18 protein-coding genes and 1 riboswitch are annotated in these 19,408 nt (G+C 41.6%); of the genes, 2 read left to right on the forward strand and 16 right to left on the reverse strand.

The window, feature by feature from the left end; translation table 11 throughout:
* Positions 1-951: 951 nt before the first annotated feature.
* The 4 genes from groL to ACZ47N_RS04400 form a co-directional block, all read right to left on the reverse strand.
* A complete protein-coding gene (gene groL, locus ACZ47N_RS04385) occupies positions 952-2,598 on the reverse strand; it encodes a chaperonin GroEL (protein ID WP_464887918.1) in 1,647 nt (548 codons plus the stop codon).
* Positions 2,599-2,645: 47 nt separating this feature from the next.
* Positions 2,646-2,930, reverse strand: a complete 285-nt coding sequence (locus ACZ47N_RS04390; RefSeq protein WP_464887919.1) for a co-chaperone GroES — start codon at positions 2,928-2,930, stop codon at positions 2,646-2,648.
* Positions 2,931-3,373: 443 nt separating this feature from the next.
* Entirely contained in the window at positions 3,374-4,078 is a 705-nt protein-coding gene (locus tag ACZ47N_RS04395; RefSeq protein ID WP_464887920.1) for a DUF554 domain-containing protein, read from the reverse strand.
* 18 nt (positions 4,079-4,096) lie between these two features.
* Positions 4,097-5,386: a hypothetical protein gene (locus tag ACZ47N_RS04400; RefSeq protein ID WP_464887921.1), complete on the reverse strand. Its 1,290-nt coding sequence runs from the start codon at positions 5,384-5,386 to the stop codon at positions 4,097-4,099.
* A gap of 200 nt (positions 5,387-5,586) precedes the next feature.
* Here ACZ47N_RS04400 and hydA point away from each other — a divergent pair, with 200 nt between their 5' ends.
* Entirely contained in the window at positions 5,587-6,954 is a 1,368-nt protein-coding gene (hydA, locus tag ACZ47N_RS04405) for a dihydropyrimidinase (protein WP_464887922.1), read from the forward strand.
* A 217-nt stretch (positions 6,955-7,171) separates the two neighbouring features.
* Here hydA and ACZ47N_RS04410 read toward each other — a convergent pair whose 3' ends face one another.
* From ACZ47N_RS04410 to ACZ47N_RS04420, 3 genes are all read right to left on the reverse strand, one after another.
* Positions 7,172-7,981 carry an Asp23/Gls24 family envelope stress response protein gene (locus tag ACZ47N_RS04410; protein WP_464887923.1) on the reverse strand — a complete coding sequence of 270 codons (810 nt, stop codon included), beginning with the start codon at positions 7,979-7,981 and terminating at the stop codon, positions 7,172-7,174.
* Between the two features lie 26 nt (positions 7,982-8,007).
* Positions 8,008-8,493, reverse strand: a complete 486-nt coding sequence (locus tag ACZ47N_RS04415; RefSeq protein ID WP_464887924.1) for a MarR family winged helix-turn-helix transcriptional regulator — start codon at positions 8,491-8,493, stop codon at positions 8,008-8,010.
* A 137-nt stretch (positions 8,494-8,630) separates the two neighbouring features.
* Positions 8,631-9,257 (reverse strand): redox-sensing transcriptional repressor Rex, encoded by a 627-nt coding sequence (locus tag ACZ47N_RS04420; RefSeq protein WP_464888411.1) that lies wholly within the window; start codon positions 9,255-9,257, stop codon positions 8,631-8,633.
* 171 nt (positions 9,258-9,428) lie between these two features.
* Between ACZ47N_RS04420 and ACZ47N_RS04425 the strand changes: the two genes are divergently transcribed.
* Entirely contained in the window at positions 9,429-11,363 is a 1,935-nt protein-coding gene (locus ACZ47N_RS04425) for an ABC-F family ATP-binding cassette domain-containing protein (RefSeq protein WP_464887925.1), read from the forward strand.
* Here ACZ47N_RS04425 and tsaD read toward each other — a convergent pair.
* The 9 genes from tsaD to ACZ47N_RS04470 form a co-directional block, all read right to left on the reverse strand.
* The gene (tsaD, locus tag ACZ47N_RS04430) at positions 11,360-12,415 is read right to left on the reverse strand and encodes a tRNA (adenosine(37)-N6)-threonylcarbamoyltransferase complex transferase subunit TsaD (protein WP_464887926.1); all 1,056 of its coding nucleotides are present in this window, start codon (positions 12,413-12,415) and stop codon (positions 11,360-11,362) included. The genes ACZ47N_RS04425 and tsaD overlap by 4 nt on opposite strands.
* Positions 12,399-13,382: a hypothetical protein gene (locus ACZ47N_RS04435; protein ID WP_464887927.1), complete on the reverse strand. Its 984-nt coding sequence runs from the start codon at positions 13,380-13,382 to the stop codon at positions 12,399-12,401. The genes tsaD and ACZ47N_RS04435 overlap by 17 nt, the downstream gene beginning before the upstream one ends.
* Positions 13,379-13,882, reverse strand: a complete 504-nt coding sequence (locus tag ACZ47N_RS04440; RefSeq protein ID WP_464887928.1) for a hypothetical protein — start codon at positions 13,880-13,882, stop codon at positions 13,379-13,381. Before ACZ47N_RS04440 ends, ACZ47N_RS04435 begins: the two co-directional genes overlap by 4 nt.
* Positions 13,849-14,430: an RNA polymerase sigma factor gene (locus ACZ47N_RS04445; protein WP_464887929.1), complete on the reverse strand. Its 582-nt coding sequence runs from the start codon at positions 14,428-14,430 to the stop codon at positions 13,849-13,851. Before ACZ47N_RS04445 ends, ACZ47N_RS04440 begins: the two co-directional genes overlap by 34 nt.
* A gap of 33 nt (positions 14,431-14,463) precedes the next feature.
* A complete protein-coding gene (rimI, locus tag ACZ47N_RS04450; protein WP_464887930.1) occupies positions 14,464-14,943 on the reverse strand; it encodes a ribosomal protein S18-alanine N-acetyltransferase in 480 nt (159 codons plus the stop codon).
* The gene (gene tsaB, locus ACZ47N_RS04455; protein WP_464887931.1) at positions 14,940-15,662 is read right to left on the reverse strand and encodes a tRNA (adenosine(37)-N6)-threonylcarbamoyltransferase complex dimerization subunit type 1 TsaB; all 723 of its coding nucleotides are present in this window, start codon (positions 15,660-15,662) and stop codon (positions 14,940-14,942) included. Before tsaB ends, rimI begins: the two co-directional genes overlap by 4 nt.
* Positions 15,659-16,120 (reverse strand): tRNA (adenosine(37)-N6)-threonylcarbamoyltransferase complex ATPase subunit type 1 TsaE, encoded by a 462-nt coding sequence (gene tsaE, locus ACZ47N_RS04460; protein WP_464887932.1) that lies wholly within the window; start codon positions 16,118-16,120, stop codon positions 15,659-15,661. Before tsaE ends, tsaB begins: the two co-directional genes overlap by 4 nt.
* A gap of 63 nt (positions 16,121-16,183) precedes the next feature.
* Positions 16,184-16,879, reverse strand: coding sequence for an ECF transporter S component (locus ACZ47N_RS04465; RefSeq protein ID WP_464887933.1), 696 nt, complete (start codon positions 16,877-16,879; stop codon positions 16,184-16,186).
* A 100-nt stretch (positions 16,880-16,979) separates the two neighbouring features.
* Positions 16,980-17,100: riboswitch (FMN riboswitch) on the reverse strand.
* Between the two features lie 37 nt (positions 17,101-17,137).
* Positions 17,138-19,300 (reverse strand): Tex family protein, encoded by a 2,163-nt coding sequence (locus ACZ47N_RS04470; RefSeq protein ID WP_464887934.1) that lies wholly within the window; start codon positions 19,298-19,300, stop codon positions 17,138-17,140.
* Positions 19,301-19,408 lie beyond the last annotated feature (108 nt).

Raw genomic sequence — 19,408 nt, forward strand, 5'->3', positions numbered from 1 at the left:
AGGGCAAAATAATAACCAGACCTCTCATAATAGTTCAGAAAGGTCTGGTTAAACAAAATAGAATCCTCTTACTTCAGACAGAATATGCAGTTCTTTCACTCCTTCGATCCTTACTTGCATTGCATTCCTTCTTTCGTTGGTCTAATTGCCGTACAGTCAACAGCAACTGTTCCTACGATGCGAGAAACAAACCATTTTACTTCAACTACTCAACTACTCAACTACTCAACTACTCAACTACTCAACTACTTAAACTACTTAAACTACTTAAACTACTTAAACTACTTAAACTACTTAAACTACTTAAACTACTTAAACTACTTAAACTACTTAAACTACTTAAACTACTTAAACTACTTAAACTACTTAAACTACTTAAACTACTTAAACTACTTAAACTACTTAAACTACTTAAACTACTTAAACTACTTAAACTACTTAAACTACTTAAACTACTTAAACTACTTAAACTACTTAAACTACTTAAACTACTTAAACTACTTAAACTACTTAAACTACTTAAACTACTTAAACTACTTAAACTACTTAAACTACTTAAACTACTTAAACTACTTAAACTACTTAAACTACTTAAACTACTTAAACTACTTAAACTACTTAAACTACTATCTTTAAGGTGCTACTTGCTACTTGCTACTTGCTACTTGCTACTTGCTACTTGCTACTTGCTACTTGCTACTTGCTACTTGCTACTTGCTACTTGCTACTTGCTACTTGCTACTTGCTACTTGCTACTTGCTACTTGCTACTACTAAACTCAATTCCCCACATATTCTAACCGTCTGTCAGAGGATTCAAGGAAGGAGTCTATCTTCCTGTAATGTTATTATAGCAAAAGTGTGAATATTTTGCAAGCTTAATATTGATTTTTTTTAAAAGTTTTTTTAAAAAAGGGATCATCGCAAGATGATCCCTTTAGGCTTTTAAACCTTACATCATGGGCATGCCGCCGCCCATGCCACCCATGCCGCCGCCCATACCAGCGCCAGCTGCTGACTCATCTTCTTTGATATCTACCACAGCACTTTCTGTCGTAAGAATCATTGCAGAAATTGAGCCTGCATTTTGAAGAGCACTTCTAGTTACTTTTTTAGGATCTACAATCCCAGCTTTAATCATATCAACGTATTTTTCGTTCAGGGCATCAAACCCAAAGTTCTTATCGGAGTTCATCACTTTTTCAACAATAACAGATCCTTCTAGTCCAGCATTTTCAGCAATTTGTCGCAATGGCTCTTGTAATGCTCGCTTCACAATGGCTGCACCAGTTTTTTCGTCGCCTTCGAGACTATCTACTACTTCTGATAATGAAGGAATAACATTCACTAAAGCTGTTCCTCCACCTGCAACAATGCCTTCTTCAACAGCTGCACGAGTTGCGTTTAAAGCATCCTCAATTCGAAGCTTTCTTTCTTTAAGCTCTGTTTCAGTTGCTGCACCAACTTGAATAACAGCCACACCACCAGATAATTTCGCTAATCGCTCTTGTAATTTTTCTTTATCAAAATCGGAAGTGGTATCTTCCATTTGTGTTTTGATTTGTGCAATGCGCTCTTGAACTTTTTCTTGATCTCCAGCACCTTCTACGATTGTAGTGTTTTCTTTATCTACCTTAACCGTTCGAGCCGTTCCTAACATGCTGATTTCAGCATTTTTTAGCTCGTAACCTAGTTCTTCTGAAATAACTTGTCCGCCAGTTAAAGCTGCAATATCTTCCAACATGGCTTTTCTTCGATCACCAAAACCTGGTGCTTTAACAGCTACGCATTCGAAAGTACCTCTCAGCTTGTTTACAACTAAAGTAGCCAAGGCTTCTCCTTCAAGATCTTCTGCAATGATCACTAATTTTCGTCCTTGCTGAACTACTTGTTCCAGCAAAGGCAGCAATTCTTGAGCATTGGAAATTTTCTTGTCTGTAATCAGAATATATGGGTTGCTATACACGGCTTCCATCTTCTCTGAATCCGTTACCATATATGGAGAAAGATATCCACGATCAAACTGCATACCTTCCATCATATCTAAAGTCGTTCCCATAGATTTAGATTCTTCTACAGTAATAACGCCATCTTTGCCTACTTTATCCATAGCATCGGCAATTAAAGATCCAATTTCTTCATCTGCTGCAGAAATAGAACCAACTTGAGCAATCGCTTCTTTGCTTTCTATTGGCAGCGCAATGTTCTGAAGCTCTTCCACTGCTTTTTCAACAGCCTTATAGATCCCCTTCTTTAAAATCATTGGGTTAGCTCCAGCCGCTACGTTTTTCAAGCCTTCTCGAACAATTGCTTGAGCTAATAAAGTTGCTGTAGTCGTTCCATCACCAGCTACGTCATTGGTTTTAGTCGCTACTTCTTTAACGAGTTGCGCGCCCATGTTTTCAAACGGATCTTCCAGTTCAATTTCACGAGCAATGGTTACTCCATCGTTGGTAATCAAAGGAGAACCGAACTTTTTATCAATCACTACATTTCTACCTTTTGGCCCTAATGTAATTTTTATGGTATCAGCCAGTTGGTTTACACCGCTTTCCAAGGCTTTTCTTGCATTTTCACTGAATCTAATATCTTTTGCCATGTTAAAATACCCTCCTTGTTGATTGTTTTCTCTTTACAGCGTTGCTCTTATTCTACAATAGCCAGTACTTCACTTTGACGCAAAATGGTTACTTCTTCTCCATCTAGCTTCACTTCCGTACCGGAGTATTTGGAAAAAATTACTTTATCGCCTTTGGTTAACTCCATGTTCACTTCTTTTCCATCGACCATTCCACCTGGTCCTACGGCTAAAACTTCAGCCATTTGTGGTTGCTCTTTTGCGCTTCCTGGCAACACAATACCACTCTTTGTTTTTTCTTCTGCTTCTAATTTTCTAATGACTACTCGATCTCCTAGTGGTTTAATTTCCATTTCTTTCACTTCCTCCTTTTCCTATCTTAATAAAATTATTTCCGTTTTATTGTTAGCACTCACCTTAGCTGAGTGCTAACATACTACTATCATATAGAAAAGCGAATCATGATGCAAGGTTATTTATCGACAAATACATATAATTATATGCCATTTATCCAAAATAAGACATTCAAGCTTCTATATACTTCTGATTTCATTGTTTTTCATTGAAAATGAATTTTCGGCACCGTGATCTATGGATTCCTTGTGATTCCTAAGATAAAAAAGACGCTTCGCGTCTTGTTAGTTGGAAAGTTGGTTAGTTGGAAAGGAAAAGCAAAGTCAAAGTCACAAAATAATCCACAAGTTAAATGCGCATGCTATTTCCTTAGACAGAACAAAAAAATAAAACCGCATGCGGTTTTATTTAAACTCAGAAATATAAAGAAATAGTCCATATCCTAAAAAAGCATGGCCACCTGTCGAATCAATCCCTCTACAATAGGATACATCATGGGGATAAATACGGCTGGAAGCAAGTTCCCCACTGGAACCTTCTTAATCTCCAAAATATTGAAGGATATTCCAACAATAAGCAAGCCTCCAATTGCAGATATTTCCAACACAACAGCCTCTGTCAATAGGACGGCTAAATGCCCCGCAACCAAAGTAATCGTCCCTTGGTATACAAATACACTGAAGGCAGACAGCAATACGCCTATCCCTAAGGTAGATGCAAAAATAACCGATGAAACACCATCCAACAAAGATTTGGCATAAAGGGTTTCATGATTGCCTGCAAGACCACTCTCCAAAGCTCCTACAATAGCCATCGCTCCTACACAGTAAATAAGACTTGTCGTAACAAACCCCTTGGCCACCAGACCTTCACCCTGGCCCATTTTTCCTTCAATGGACTTGCCCAAGGAATTCAACTTGCCTTCTATGTCCATAGCTTCCCCAATAATCCCTCCCAATACAATGGAAAAAATCATCAGCAGGACGTTTTCCGTTTTTAAAGCGCCGGATAAGCCTATAACAAAAACAGCCAGTCCTAATCCTTGCATCACGGTTGTTTTAAATCGCTCTGAAATGCCTTTTTTAAGCAAAAGCCCCATGGAACCACCAAAAATGATGGCTAAACTGTTTACGACTGTCCCTAGCATTTCTGACCGTCTCCTCTCCTATAGTATAGGCTCGTAAATATGAAATCCTTCGTGAACAAGATTCCCGGACATCACATCGAAATAAACCATGGTAGGCTGACCGCCCTTCTTAACTCGAAAGCCATGGGCCAGCTTGGGCTTGAATCGTGTATCAAAAGATCTTACAACACTTAACCCGTTATAAGTCATAATCCCCAACTCTTCTCGCCACCGACGTCGAACCTCTTGTCTTGATAACACTATGGGTGTATTAGGAACTTCCGTCTTGCAATAGCCATTCTGAAATTGAAGCAATCGCCCATCCACAGCAGAAATTTGAATTTGGAAAGCATCGCTGACAATCTCAATGTTGGAACGGATCGGCGCAAAGAGAAAAGCAAAAAAAGGTTCTTCTGTTGTGCCATTCACTGGTTGAAAATACACTTCCCTTTTCATTTCGCCTTCTATTTTTACATGCTGCAACGCCCTATCCAATGCTTCTTCCATTGTTAGGGACACCTCTCCTGGATTGGATTGAAGTGTCTGATATTCTCTGATGCGTCCATTTACCGCATCCATCTGAACACGACTTTCCTGTTTTTCTCCAAAATACAGCCTAAAAGGATATGTGTGTACACCATTTCGAATCCTTACGGTTTCCTGGTCAGCTTGGATTTTTTCCAGATTCAAAAATGCCATGGCTTCCCACGCCTTCTCTTGGCATTCCTCTATCTCCATATAAACTGGGTGTTGGTTTGGAATAGCACTATGACGATAGAGCAGTGCTATTTCATGAATCTGTTCTGCCACATGGCCTAAACCACCATCTGGATTGTCTGGATCAATCAACTCTTTCAAACGCCCTTCACTATTGTGATAAATCAAAAGAAAGCGCTCCATTTGATCCTTCATTTTTTCTAACATTTCCCGATCATATTGGTTTAATTGCTGTTCCTGATTTTGGTATTGTCGATCCAAGTGATTCACAATGGCATTTCTCATGGCTTCCATTCCTGCAAGTCCTTCTTTAAGTCGTTCATTGGGTTGGTCTTTCGTACCACTTAGCATCACCCATTGTTGAAATACAGACACCAATTCTTCCAAAGACCAACGAAGCCGAGCCATCGATTCTAGTGATTCCGTCTCTAGCAATACATCTATCTGCCTAATGCCATGCCGGGTATTTCGTTCAATACTTTCTGATGCCATTTGGTGCACTTGATCCAAACGGTACCTTTGTTGTGCCATTCTCTGATACATCATGCCATTTATCACCATGCTTATAAAAAGAATCGCCAGCACAATTCCCGTTAGTTTACTGAATTTCAAAAACTTCACCTCTTTCTTCACTGCTTTTCTATTATATGAAAAAACACTGGAACTGACAACTATTATTATGTTTCTTATCCTCATTAGCCCCAATCAGAATGGGGGGTCGTTAAGATTTGCACTCCTATGGTATAATGGACAAAATGATTTTAATCGTTAAAGGATTCTAACATCATTAAATCAAAGGAGGTACTTATTGGATGGATCTAATCATCAAAAACGGAACAATCATCACTGCAAAGGATACGTACCACGCAGACATTGGTGTAAAAGACGGAAAAGTAGTGCTCATCGGGAAAGATTTACAGCACGACAATGCTACTATTGTTGATGCAACCAATCAACTTGTGCTACCTGGAGCCATTGATGCTAATACACATCTAGGCATGCCCCTTAATCATGTTCAGTCAGCCGACGATTATGAGTCTGGTACTCGTGCTGCTGCCTGCGGCGGCACCACTACGATCTTTGATTATGTGATCCAACAGCCTGGGGAAAAAATCATGGAAACCGTCAAAAAAAGAAAGCAACTCTGCGAAAAAGAAGCTTGCATTGATTATTCTTTTCACGCTACCTTGACAAATGTCACTACTGAAGTCTTAGCAGACTTAGAAGAGGCGGTGGATTTTGGCATTAATCAATTTAAAGTCTTCATGATTTACAGCAAGGAAGGCATGTCCACCGATGATGGAACTCTGGTCAAGGCCATGATTCGAGCTAAAGAACTAGGTGCCCGTATGGCTGTCCATGCAGAAAATCCCCATATTATCAATATGCATACAGAAGCTTTTCTGGCCGAAGGCAAAGTTCATCCTTGGTATCACTATCAAAGTAGACAAGAATACGTAGAAACTGAAGCCGTCAAACGTGCTGTCTATTGGGCCACTTCCTTTAACACACCCTTATACATCCCTCATCTAGCTTGTAAGGAAGGACTGGATGAAATTTCTAGAGCTCGAAATGAAGGGTACAGTATCTTTGCTGAGACCTGCCCTCATTATTTATACTTTACCAATGAGGTATACAAATACGAGGGTGCTCAAAATTATGTTTGCTCCCCACCTATGAAAGGCCCAGAAAGTCAGGATGCTTTATGGGATGGCATCAAACGTGGCGACGTGTCTATTGTATCTACGGATCACTGTCCTTTCCAATCCTGGGAAAAAGATGCTGGTCTAGAGAATTATACCAAAATCCCAAACGGGGTGATGGGCATCGAAAATATGTATCCCTACATGTTGAGTGAAGCCAATAAAGGCCGTCTGCCCTTTAATAAAGTAGTGGAGGTTTGCTCTACAAACCCAGCACAACTCTTTGGCTGTTCCCCCCAAAAAGGAACCATTGCCATCGGCAGCGACGCAGACATCGTGGTATACGATCCAGAAAAAACCTTTGTGGTCCGCTCAGAAAACATGCATTCCAATGTGGACCATACCATCTGGGACGGCGTAGAGTTTTCTGGTTATCCAGTCAAAACATTCTCCCGCGGGAAATTGATCTACGATCAGGAAACGTTCCTTGGTGAAAAAGGATGGGGTCGCTTCATCAAACGTCAGCCCCTGGAGTAAAAAAAGATACATGGGATGAGGGAAAAGAAAATGAAACGAGTAAACTGCCTAACCTGTCGTTATTTTAAGGTCACTTGGAATCCTAAACACCCTAAAGCCTGCACATTTTTTGGTTTTAAGACCACTAAAATGCCTTCGCAGCTTGTGTTTGAATCTACCGGTGAAGCGTGTAAACAACATGTGCCACGAAAAAAAACGTCAACTAGGTAAGTCAACCTTATTGAAATTTTCGAACCTGAATCGATACTTCCTCTATATGAAAGGATGTCATCCCTTCAACTTCTTTTATGATGTTATCTTGTAACTTTTCCACAGATTTTGGAATTGAAACCCCATAACAGACTCGTACTTCCAACTGAATTCGTAGTCCTGAGGTTCCGTTTTGAACAAAGGTACGGCCAACTGGTGATACTTCCGGAAACCTGCGAAAGCTATAGTGAACAAGACTTCTAATAACACCATCGGAAATCGTATAATGTCCCATATAGCTAAAGGTTGGGCGTACTACAGATTTATCATGAGCCGCAGAATCACTTTCTTTCCCAAGACTCCGAAGGGCTTTCAACGGATTTAGAAAATAACCAGAAAAATCTTTTTTTAACTGTAATGCAGGAACGGGAATAACATGTTTCCCTTCCTGCTTCCTTATTTTTTGTGCTAATTTAATCTCTTGACTGCTTACCAAATCCTGAATCCACAAGACCTCATCTGGCTCCCCTAAATCTAAATTCTCACTAATAATGTCCACCATTCTTTGAGAAGTTCCCAAAACCATAATCGATTCTGGTTTTTCTCTCTGAAGAATATGGATGATTTCCTGCCGATGTAAAGGATCCATAAATAGAGCACGACGAACCGCCCCCAATCTTGAAGCTTCCCGTTTTGCTGATTTCCCACCCAGAATCTTATTCTCCTTTATTAAAAGCCCATCATCGATTAAAAATCCTATGGATCGCTGGCTGGCCAAATGCATGGCTTGATAACTTTTCCCGGTGCCACTAGTTCCAATCAAAAATGTAACCTTCATAGTTCACCTCCAAAAATGATCCTTCCTTATACCAATCCCCTGCTTTGATATCCGCTTCCACTTTCCAACTTTTCAACACCAGCATCCCGATATCGCATATCTACTTTAACAAGAAATTTCAAAATTGCCTTTTCTTCGTTAAAGGTAAACTCATTCAGAAGCTCAAATAAATGACTCTGCTTTTCCTCCCGAAATTGTGCCAAGGTTTCTTTGCCAAAGGGGGTCAATGCTAGTTCCTGTACTCTTCGATCTTTCTTAGCACTTTTTTTCAAAAGCATCTCCCGTTCTGCCAGCCGTTTCACTGCAGAAGCAAGATCATTTCGCTTTAACCCTGTTTCTTCTGCCAATTGTTGAATGCTTACTTGGCTTCTATTATTGATCCATACCATTAACAACAAGTCCATTAGCTGGAGCGATTCTCCTTTTACTAATTTCCCTTGTTTTTCTTCCATCATCACTAGATAGACCAATTTTTCAAGATACTCATAAATCTGATGATAATAATTCCGCATCTAAATCCGCTCCTATTATACACACTTGTTTTCCATTATACCATAGGAAAAGGACGCTCATCCGTTAAATGTTTATCCTGCTTCCCCATAAAAAAACGGACATCCTTGGATGTCCGCAATAAAAAAATAATTTGATTTTAGGTCTGTTCAGATTCTTCCATTTGCATTTTCAGCAAATAAGAAATCACAAACAAACTGTCGCTTAAATGAACATTTTCTTGGATGATATGATCTGGCAAATCAATGTCCACCGGTGCAAAGTTCCAAATTGCTTTCACTGGTAATTTAACCAACAAATCTGCTACGTCCTGAGCGCTTTCTGAATTGGTGCAAATAACACCAATGCCAATTTCTTTATCCGCAGCAAAAGATTCCAAATCCTCAATGTCCATCACAGGAATATCACGTATTTTCAAGCCTATGAGTCTTGGGTTTTTTTCAAACAATCCCAATACATGAAACCCTTTTTTCTCGAAATTTGAATAGTTGGCAATCGCCTGTCCCAAATTTCCAGCTCCGATAATCACCGTGTTATAATGCTGCGTTAGTCCCAGAATTCGGCTAATTTCCGAATAAAGTTCTGCCACATCATATCCGTAACCCTGCTGCCCGAATCCTCCAAAACAATTGAGATCTTGACGAATTTGGGAAGCCGTAAAACCAATCATCACACTAAGCTCTTTGGACGAAATTCTGGTCACATCTTTCTCCATTAGTTCTTTTAAACGTCGATGATACTTTGGCAGCCTTCGAATCACCGCCATTGAAACATTTTTGTGGTCTTTTTTCAATTTTTTCACCTCTTTATCTCGGGATGACAGGATCGTCGATCTCCATTATAATATAAAATGACAAAGAAAAAAATGTTTATTTTTTAACAATTTTTTCTCTATTCTTAATTTACCCATTTTATTACACATTAAAGGAGCTTCTATATGATTGTTTTATCTGTAAGTCAGCTTAATAAAAGTTTCGGAACCGATATTCTCCTTGACCAAATATCTTTTTCTATCCGGCACAAAGAAAAAGTAGGCCTAGTCGGTGCCAATGGTGCTGGAAAATCAACGCTTTTTCAAATCATAGCCGGAAATCTTTCCTATGACAGTGGTTCCATCCAAATTCCCAATAGTATAAAACTTGGTCGGCAAGATCAATTGCATCATTACCAAACAGAAGAAACCGTTTATGATCACCTGATGTCTATCTTCGCCCCTTTAATAGAAATGGAACAAAACCTCCGTGAAATGGAAACCCGTATGAGTGACCTAGGTTCCCAACCTGATAAACAAGAGGAGCTAAAGGTTTTAATGGAGGAATACAGCCTGTTAACAGACGCATTTGAAACCCAGAATGGCTATGGGTTTCGCAGCGAAGTACGAGGCGTTTTAAACGGACTTGGCTTTTATGGAGAAGATTTCCATCGACCAGCCTCTGTACTTAGTGGCGGTCAAAAAACACGCTTAGCCCTGGCAAGGCTTCTTCTCAGCAAACCAGACTTGATTTTTTTAGACGAGCCTACCAACCATTTGGATATTCAATCTGTTGAATGGTTGGAAAGTTTTTTAAAAAATTACCCATCTGCTCTGTTAATCATTTCACACGACCGTTATTTTCTCGATCAAGTAACCAACCGCACCTTGGAATTAGATCAAACCCATTTAATGGATTTTGAAGGCAGTTACACCACCGCCCTTAAAAAAAAGAAAGCCTTGATGGAGGCTCAAGAGCGAACCCGTATCCGTCAGGAAAAAGACATTAAACAACAAGAAGATTTGGTTCGACGTTTAAAACAGCATGGGACAGAAAAACTGGCAAAACGTGCTGCTAGCCGCGAGAAAAAACTGGAAAAGATGGAGGCAAGTCAACAGTCCTACACCACCCCCACCCTTTCTTCACTAAAATTCCAAATCCAAAATACTAGCGGCCGTCATGTGTTAACCGCCGAAAATCTTAGTAAACAATGGCCACATCAACCACCTTTGTTTCAAGACATTTCTTTTTCCTTAGAACGAGGAGATCGCATGGCATTAGTAGGTCCCAACGGCATTGGAAAAACCACTCTCTTTCGAATGGCCATGGGTTTATTAGACGAATTCCAAGGCTCTATCCATATGGGGCATCAGGTAGCGCCTGCCTATTACCATCAAGAACTGACCCAGCTTAATGAAAGCCTTACCATTATGGAGGAAATGCAAGAAACCTTTCCCCATATGAAAGATTCGTCTCTACGTACTTGCTTAGGCTCTTTTCTTTTCTTTGGAGACGATGTTTTTAAACCCATTCACCTGTTAAGTGGAGGCGAAAAAGCTAGGCTTTCTTTGCTAAAAATCATGTTGTCGCCACATAATTTACTGCTACTGGACGAACCTACTAACCACTTAGATATTCCAGCCAGAGAAAATCTTGAGGAATCCCTATTAGAATATAACGGCACCCTCTTTTTCATCTCTCATGACCGTTATTTTATTAATCGAATCGCCAATAAAGTATTGGAACTCTCATCAGATGGTAGTACAACCTACCTTGGTAACTATGACGATTATCTGGCTAAAAAAAGACAACTAGAACTAGAGGAAGAGCCTGAACCTACCCTCTCCATCACTCGAACACAGGCTAAGCAGGATCGAAAAAAAGATCGAGAAGTACGCCAACAAGCCAAGGCTTATGAAAAAGAAATTCAAAGGTTGGAAAAGGAAATCGAAGAAACCGAAGGATTCATCCAAGAGGCAGAGTCAGCCATGTGCCTGCCAGAAGTTTTTCAGGATCCAGTTAAAAGCAAAACACTCCACACAGAAACTCAGCACTTAAAGAACAAATTGACTTCCCTTTACCAGCAGTGGGAAGCCAAGATAGAAGAAGGCGCCAATTAAGGACGCTGTCCTATGGGCACATTCGCTGTAGCGTTGAGGTCCCATCCAGATCCATAACCTAGACAATAATCGTAATAACCAACACATGCAATCATTGCTGCATTATCGGTACACAAGTATAATTCTGGTACATGAAAATTCTTTCCTTCCTTGGAACAAGCCTCTTCTAACTGTTTCCGCAGCAAAGAATTTGCCGCTACTCCTCCAGAAAGCACTACTTGAGATACCTGGTGTTCTGTGGCGCAGGTCATGGTTTTTTCTACCAAAACATCTACCACGGCCTGTTGAAAACTGGCAGCTACATCTGGCACCGAAAAGGCTTCCCCTTTCATTCGACAGCTATTCAAGTAATTCAATACCGCGGATTTTAATCCACTAAAACTAAAATCATAGGTCTTTTCATCCAATAAAGCTCTGGGAAAGGCAATGGCTTCTGGATTTCCATTTTGGGCCTGTTCATCAATCAAGGGCCCGCCTGGATATCCAAGGCCCAAAGCTCTGGCAATTTTATCAAAGGCTTCTCCCGCCGCATCATCTCGGGTTTTCCCAAGAATTTCATACCTGCCATAATCCGTCATTTTCACCAAATGAGTGTGTCCACCAGAGACAATCAATGCCAACAAAGGTGGCTCCAACTCAGGATACTGAATAAAATTGGCCTGTAAGTGGCCTTCAATATGATGAACCCCATTTAGGGGTACTTCTAAAGCATAGGCCATGGCTTTTCCAAAAGCAACTCCCACCAGCAAAGCCCCTACCAAACCTGGTCCATAAGTAACCGCAATCTGATCTATTGCTTCCAGTTTTTTTCCTGCCTTGTCCAAAGCTTCTTCCACCACTTGATGAATGCATTCTAAATGATAGCGAGATGCTACTTCCGGCACTACACCACCAAACTTTCGATGTTCAGGAATTTGAGAAGCAATGACGCTGGAAAGAACTTTTCTTCCATCCTCCACTAGGCTAACCGCCGTTTCATCGCAACTTGTCTCAATCCCCATGGTGATCCATCCCTTTGGAGGACTGGTTGCTTGTTTATGTTGTTGAGCCATGGGTTCCTCCTTTTCCCTCCGTCAGCGTGAAGTCGCCAAACCGAGAATCCACAATCTGACCAAGTCCTATTAATTTAAATAAAAAGGTAAATACTTTCCCTACAATGGTTATTTCCAGCACAATAAATAAGAGAGTCCCCAAAAAAAGAGCTGCTATACTGCCCCACTCTTTTCCAATGCTTCTCACCATCCTACGGCCAAATGCTATTTTCACCGTGGTATTGGCTCCGAATTCCAGCAACATAAAGGATGGAATCAATATGGGTATAAGAGGAGCTCCCATGACAGACACCACCAGAATCACCAACAACACCCAACCACCTCCGTACACCAACAGGCCTACCAAGGTTTTTCGTCCTATATCATCAAAGGCCACTGAAGCCATTCGTTCAAACCGTTCCGGAAATAATACAAGGGCTATCACACCCAAAACAAAGGCGATCCCTTGTTTGATCACAAACAAAAAAGCCATCAACCCCGCCAATAACCCAAGGCCACTGATATTGGCTGGGATCCCACCCAGCACATCAATATGACTCCCCACAACCTTGGTATCCTCCAGCTCCAGTCCATGACCCAAGATGGCAATGGCATCGCCGTGAATTTTCGAGTTTTCACTTCCGTCAATCCCCCCCAGAACAGACACCACATCCCCTTTTACTTGGCTCTGCTGCATGGTAATGGGTTTGAGAATGGAGATCACATCCCCTTCCACTCGACTCTTATTCATATGGATCTGACTAAAAATCCCCACCACATCTCCCGTCACCTGTCCATGAATTTCCACATGGCTAAAAAAAGAAACCACGTCTCCCTTCACCACTTCATGGGCTTGGATGGTAACAGGACTAAAAAATCGAAGCTGTTGTCCTTTTATGTCCTGTTCCAAGGAGGCATTAGCTGGAATAGCCCACAAGAAAACAAAAACAGCCCATAGTACAAGGGCTTTTTTACGCATTTTTTTCATTTCCCTTCCTCCCTGGAGTTTCGAATGATTCGACGTAGAGAAAAGTGAAATAACAGCAAAAGCAGTACCAAATTAAGCAGGCCAGCCATGTGCCACATCTGATTTCCCACACTCACACGCGTCACAAAATCCACCAACATCCCATAAGGAACAAATACATAGTAAACCAATCGATACACCACTGAATGATAAATGGTATTCATGGATTCAAGCAGTGGAATCTGTGGTGCTATTTCCATTAAACGAAGTAATATCCATTGAAGGGTATCTATGGTCAGTGCGTGAATCATGGCCAGCACTCCCAAAGCCACCAACATATGGCCAGTATGATGCTTTTGATACAATGGACCAGGTCCCTCATACAAACTATTATCTATTTGATTCATGACCCGAGTAGTAAAATCAGCAGAAGGTTCCAGCATTGGGAGCTGACAGATCCATTCATCTATCTCTTTCCAATTTTCATCTATGAAGTTCTGGGTGGGCTTTTGGCTGTCCATAGCATTTCCTCCTTCAACGCTTTCAGTTCTTCCTTTAATGTTTTACGGGCTCGAAACAATCGATTCTTTACCATGGATAATGGAATGTCCAAGATATCAGCAATTTCTTGGTATGATTTTCCCTGTTGATGGTACAGCAAAACAACGATCCGGTGTTCTGGAGAAAGCCGGCCAATGGCACCTTCAATTTCCTGCCTTGCCTCTTCCTGCAAAAACGTTTTTTCCGCGCTCAAATCTTCACGGTGAGTTTCAATTTCTTCTTCCAAGGGCATGGTATCCAACTTCTTTTTTCGCAAGGCATCAATAGAAGTATTGGTAGCAATTTTTAAAATCCAGGAAGCAAATTTATGGTCTGGATTGTATTGCTTTAAGGATCGGTAGGTTTTCACAAACACTTCTTGAGCCAAATCCTCTGCCTCTTCTCGCTGTCGCACCATTCGGTAACAAATCGAAAACACTTGTTTTCGATACCGGGTCACCACCTCTTCAAAGAAATATGTTTCACCCTGTATGATTTTTTTTACCAACTGCTCATCCGATAACGCCACAGGGACACACCTCAACTTCACTCTTACTATTCTTTACGGACGTAGAGGCAAAAAGTCTGTTTCTTTTACCTCTTTCCACATAATAATAGCATCTTCTCCATTATCATGGTAATACCCAGGTCGTATGCCAGACACTAAAAAGCCCATGGTTTTATACAGCTGGATGGCCACTTCGTTACTCTTACGTACTTCTAGGGTCATCCTTTGAATCCTTCTTTGGTCCGCTTCCTGTACCAGCGCCTCCACAATTTTCTTTCCAATTCCTCGGCTCTGGTATTGAGGGTGTACGGCTATATTGGTAATATGCGCTTCTTCCATAATGAGCCACATGCCGCCATAAGCCACTATTTTTTTGTCTATGACTGCTACCTGATATACCGCCAGTTTGTTGCGCATTTCCATACGAAACGCATGGTGTGTCCAAGGGATCGGAAAACACAGCACTTCAATATCAATAACCCCAGGGATATCTTCAAAGGTCATATGCCGAACCACTACTTCCGTTGCTTTCATGAATCAAACCCTTTCTCTTCTATCTGTTTTTGCCTCCAGGCCCGTTCCGCTTGAGAGGTTCGAAGATACAGAGGAATCATTTCTTTGGGAGATATCAGCTCCTTAAGCATGGCTTTTTCCATGGCACACTGGGCCACAGCCGCTGCCGTAGGCATTCGATGCAAGGCTGTGGTGAAATGAGCTTGTGCCCCTAAAATTTCAACAATTCGTGAACGATGCATGGCAGCTGCATCACCTGAAAAAAGTACGGATATTCCTGTTTTTTTCAACATTTCTAGCCATTCCAAAAGATGAAACACATCCGGTGCCTGCTGAATACTCTTTTTTCCATCCTCAAAAGAATAAGCGGCCGTATATATTAAGTTTTTTTGTGCATCAATCATGGGTGCGCACCAACCTGAAAAGTAAGGTGTTTGCACCGCCAAAGATTCTAAGCTATCCACAGCCACCACAGGCTTCTGGAGAGCTTGGGCCAACCCTTTCACCGTGCTGACTCCTATTCGGATCCCTGTAAAAGAACCTGGTCCTATATTGGCTGCAAAAAAATCAACCTCCCGAAGGGTACATTGGCAGGAGGTTAAAAGCTGATCCACCATGGGCAGCAGTCTTTCAGAGTGATTTTTTTTATAATGAGTGCGGATTTCCCCCACCACTCGATCTTCTTCCATCAGAGCGGCCCCAGCTACAATAGAACTACTTTCCAAGGCTAAACATCTCATAGGGTTGCCAGCTCCTTTATCTTTTTATGGTCAAATCCACCCTGTGGGTCGAAACAAATCCTTCTTTTTTCCACATCCACCCAACGAATATCAATCCATAATTTTGTTTCTGGCAAATAGTCCTTCACCAGATCCGCCCATTCGATCACACAAATCCCATGTCCATCAAAATATTCCTCGGCTCCCAGATCATTAAATTCTCCAGCATGCTTTATCCGATATACGTCAAAATGATAAACCGGCATCCTTCCTTGATATTCTTGAATCAATGTAAAGGTAGGACTGGTAATATCATCTTCCACGCCTAATCCTACTCCTAGGGCTTTTGTAAAGGTAGTTTTTCCTGCTCCCAAATCACCAGTGAGACAAAGAATATCCCCAGCTTCCAGACAAGAAGCCAGTTGATGAGCCAGGTCCTGTGTTTCTTCTTGGTTGTTTACTTCAATCCATCTCTTCAAAGGATTTTCGTCCTTTCTTTTATCAGAATACTTTCTATTCCACATCCCATAAGTCCTAGGCATCTAAGGCTTTAGCAATGGAGATAGTTTTTTATACAATAATAAGGTTAAGACAGCAATCATGGTCCCCTTAAATATATTAAAAGGCATTACGCCATAAATAACTAAGGTTCTTACATCCACAATCCGACTATTAACCACATTTCCCATCTGAATAATAGCTTCTATGGGCATGAACTGGGAATACATAGGGATCAGGACAAAATAGTTTGCCACAGCACCTAAAACCGTCATAATAACCGTCCCTAGGGCTACTCCCATAATAGCATGTTTTCTGTCTTTTTTATAATGGTAGACCAGGGCTGCTGGTACCACGTAAAACACCCCTACAATAAAGTTTGCCAGTTCTCCTACCCCTCCAGACCAGCTTTTGGTAATAAAATGCAATGCGGATTTTACAAGCTGAATCAATACCCCAGCCATAGGCCCCATGGCAAACGCACCAATAAGGGCTGGCAGATCGCTGAAGTCCAGCATCAAAAATCCAGGAAAAACAGGTAATCCAAACTCTAAAAACATCAACACATAGGCAATTACCGACAACACAGCTATCCGAGTTAAATGCTGGGTACTTAATTTATACCTTGTCTTTCTTTTTCCACTTCCGAGAATTTCAATCGTTTTATCCATAAGAACCCCCATAAATATAATTGATAATTGATAATTAAGTTCACTTAACCCATCAATATAATTGATCATTATTACCTTCAAGTACTCTAAAGAGTACTTGAACTGACAATCAAAAGATAAAAAAAGACGCCTGGATTTCTTCAGGCGTCTGGTTTGACTGTCACATCAATGCCATCTTCTCCCATCCAGACTGTACTGTCGGTTCCGGATTTACACCGGATCAATCGATTAAAGCCGATTCGCGGACTGTCACCGCCGGTCGGGAATTTCACCCTGCCCTGAAGATTATACTTTTATTATACGAGATCCCTAAGGAATTGACAAGGATTAATCCTGAGAAACCCCTTTCATCGTCAAGGCAATACGCTGCTTTTTCACATCCACACTTAGTACCTTCACCCGAACTACATCTCCCACAGATACCACATCCAAGGGATGTTTCACAAACCCATTTCGAAGCTGAGAAATATGCACCAGTCCATCTTGCTTTACACCAATATCTACAAAAGCCCCAAAGTCAATGACATTCCGCACCGTTGCCGTTAATTCCATCTCTGGCTCCAAATCTTCCATTTTCATTACATCAGTCCTAAAAATCGGCTTTGGTAAGGCTTCTCTAGGATCCCGACCTGGCTTTTTCAACTCTGCTACCATATCTTGCAAGGTAGGCAGGCCCACTTCCAACTCTTCTGCCAAAGGATCAAGACGAAGCCCAGAAAGTTTTTCTTCTAATTTGATAGTGGCGTCCCCCTGAAGATCCTTTAGAGAAAGATCACATTTATCCAACAAAGCTTTTGCCGTCTTATAGGATTCTGGATGAACACCAGTCTGTTCTATGGGGTTTTTCCCTTGACGAATCCGCATAAAACCAGCACATTGCTGGTATGCCGCTGGCCCCAACCGTGGCACTTTCAGCAACTGCTTCCGCTCTTGAAAAGAGCCTATTTCATTCCGATAGGCGACTATATTGTCTGCCACCGCCTTACTAATCCCTGCTACGTATTGCAACAAGGAAGGTGAAGCCGTATTTACATCTACCCCTACTCGATTCACACAATCTTCCACTACGCCAGAAAGTCGCTGGCCCAACTGTTTTTGATTTACATCATGCTGATACTGACCTACGCCTATGGCTTTAGGCTCTATTTTCACCAATTCTGCCAATGGATCCTGTAATCTTCTCCCAATGGAAACAGCTCCTCTAATGGATACATCTAAATCAGGAAATTCCTTGGTGGCTAGCTTAGAAGCCGAGTATACAGAGGCACCAGCTTCACTGACAATCACATAGGCTACTTTGTGGGAAAAGGATGGAATGAGAGAGGCGATAAACTGCTCCGTCTCCCTAGAGCCAGTCCCATTTCCGATGGCTACTGCTGTTACACCATAGGCTTCAACAAATCCCTTGATTATTTCTGCAGATTTAACAAATTCATTTTGAGGTGGCACTGGAAAAATCGTAGCCCAATCCAAGAGTTTTCCGGTTTCATCCACTACAGCCAACTTACAGCCTGTTCGATAAGCAGGATCGATCCCTAATACTGGCTGACCTGTCACTGGAGGCTGCATCAGCAAACCACTTAAGTTTTTCCCAAACAACTGGATGGCAGCGGTTTCTGCCCTTTCTGTTAGTTCCGAACGAATTTCCCTCTCCAGAGACGGTTGCAACAACCGCTTCCAAGCATCTGCTGCTATCGCTTCATAGGTGGCATTTCTAGGGTCTTTTTCTGAGTACACAAGGGTCTTTTCCAGTTGAGCCACCATTTCCTGCTCTGGTGCCGCCAGCTGGACTTTCAGGATTTCTTCTTTTTCACCACGATTGGCTGCTAAAATCCGATGGTCTGGTATCTTTTTTGCTGGCTCCGAATAATCATAATACATTTCGTAAACAGATTCTGCTTCTGGATCCTTGGCCTTGGTCACAAATTCTGCCTGCTGCCACAACAAACGACGAAGCTTTTTCCGAAGATCCGCGTCATCTGAAAGGTCTTCCGCCACAATATCCATGGCTCCAGACAAAGCTTCTTCTGCTGTGTGGACCTCTGTTTCTAGTTGCACATATTTTTCTGCTTCCTCCATAGGATGATGACCTGGAATAGATGGGGATACCAACCACTCCGCCAAAGGTTCCAATCCTTTTTCTCTGGCTATGGTGGCCCTTGTTCTCCGCTTTGGTTTATAGGGTCGGTATATATCTTCAATATCCTGCAGCGTTGTAGCCTTAGCCAGTTTTTCTTCTATGGCTGGCGTCATTTCCTCCAAACCCGTAATCAACCGATGTACCTCTTCCCGTCGTTGCTCCAGATTTTGAAGGTACGTAAGCCGCTCATGAAAATCCCGTAGCACTTCATCGCTGAGACCGCCGGTCATTTCCTTCCGATATCGGGCAATGAAAGGGATGGTATTGCCCTCTTCCAACAGTGCCAGGATCTGAGAGACCTGACTGGTTTTTAAATTAAATTCTCCAGATAGTTTTTTAGTTAAGTCCATTCGAAAGCTCCTTTTTTGGCAATCTGCAGGTGCTCTATGGTGATGAGGCTAGCACCTGACGTACATCTTCTGTGTAACAGTATACCATGAATAGGCAACCTTCTAAGC

It is taken from the genome of Tindallia texcoconensis, assembly GCF_055383815.1.

Coding starts and splice junctions, on each gene's coding strand:
- tsaD (WP_464887926.1), bottom strand. CDS start 12,415: ATGGCTCAACAACATAAACAAGCAACCAGTCCTCCAAAGGGATGGATC.
- ACZ47N_RS04435 (WP_464887927.1), bottom strand. CDS start 13,382: ATGAAAAAAATGCGTAAAAAAGCCCTTGTACTATGGGCTGTTTTTGTT.
- ACZ47N_RS04470 (WP_464887934.1), bottom strand. CDS start 19,300: ATGGACTTAACTAAAAAACTATCTGGAGAATTTAATTTAAAAACCAGT.
- ACZ47N_RS04425 (WP_464887925.1), top strand. CDS start 9,429: ATGATTGTTTTATCTGTAAGTCAGCTTAATAAAAGTTTCGGAACCGAT.
- groL (WP_464887918.1), bottom strand. CDS start 2,598: ATGGCAAAAGATATTAGATTCAGTGAAAATGCAAGAAAAGCCTTGGAA.
- rimI (WP_464887930.1), bottom strand. CDS start 14,943: ATGAAAGCAACGGAAGTAGTGGTTCGGCATATGACCTTTGAAGATATC.
- ACZ47N_RS04465 (WP_464887933.1), bottom strand. CDS start 16,879: ATGATCAATTATATTGATGGGTTAAGTGAACTTAATTATCAATTATCA.
- hydA (WP_464887922.1), top strand. CDS start 5,587: ATGGATCTAATCATCAAAAACGGAACAATCATCACTGCAAAGGATACG.
- ACZ47N_RS04415 (WP_464887924.1), bottom strand. CDS start 8,493: ATGCGGAATTATTATCATCAGATTTATGAGTATCTTGAAAAATTGGTC.
- ACZ47N_RS04440 (WP_464887928.1), bottom strand. CDS start 13,882: ATGGACAGCCAAAAGCCCACCCAGAACTTCATAGATGAAAATTGGAAA.
- ACZ47N_RS04390 (WP_464887919.1), bottom strand. CDS start 2,930: ATGGAAATTAAACCACTAGGAGATCGAGTAGTCATTAGAAAATTAGAA.
- ACZ47N_RS04420 (WP_464888411.1), bottom strand. CDS start 9,257: ATGGCGGTGATTCGAAGGCTGCCAAAGTATCATCGACGTTTAAAAGAA.
- ACZ47N_RS04395 (WP_464887920.1), bottom strand. CDS start 4,078: ATGCTAGGGACAGTCGTAAACAGTTTAGCCATCATTTTTGGTGGTTCC.
- ACZ47N_RS04410 (WP_464887923.1), bottom strand. CDS start 7,981: ATGAAGGTTACATTTTTGATTGGAACTAGTGGCACCGGGAAAAGTTAT.
- tsaB (WP_464887931.1), bottom strand. CDS start 15,662: ATGAGATGTTTAGCCTTGGAAAGTAGTTCTATTGTAGCTGGGGCCGCT.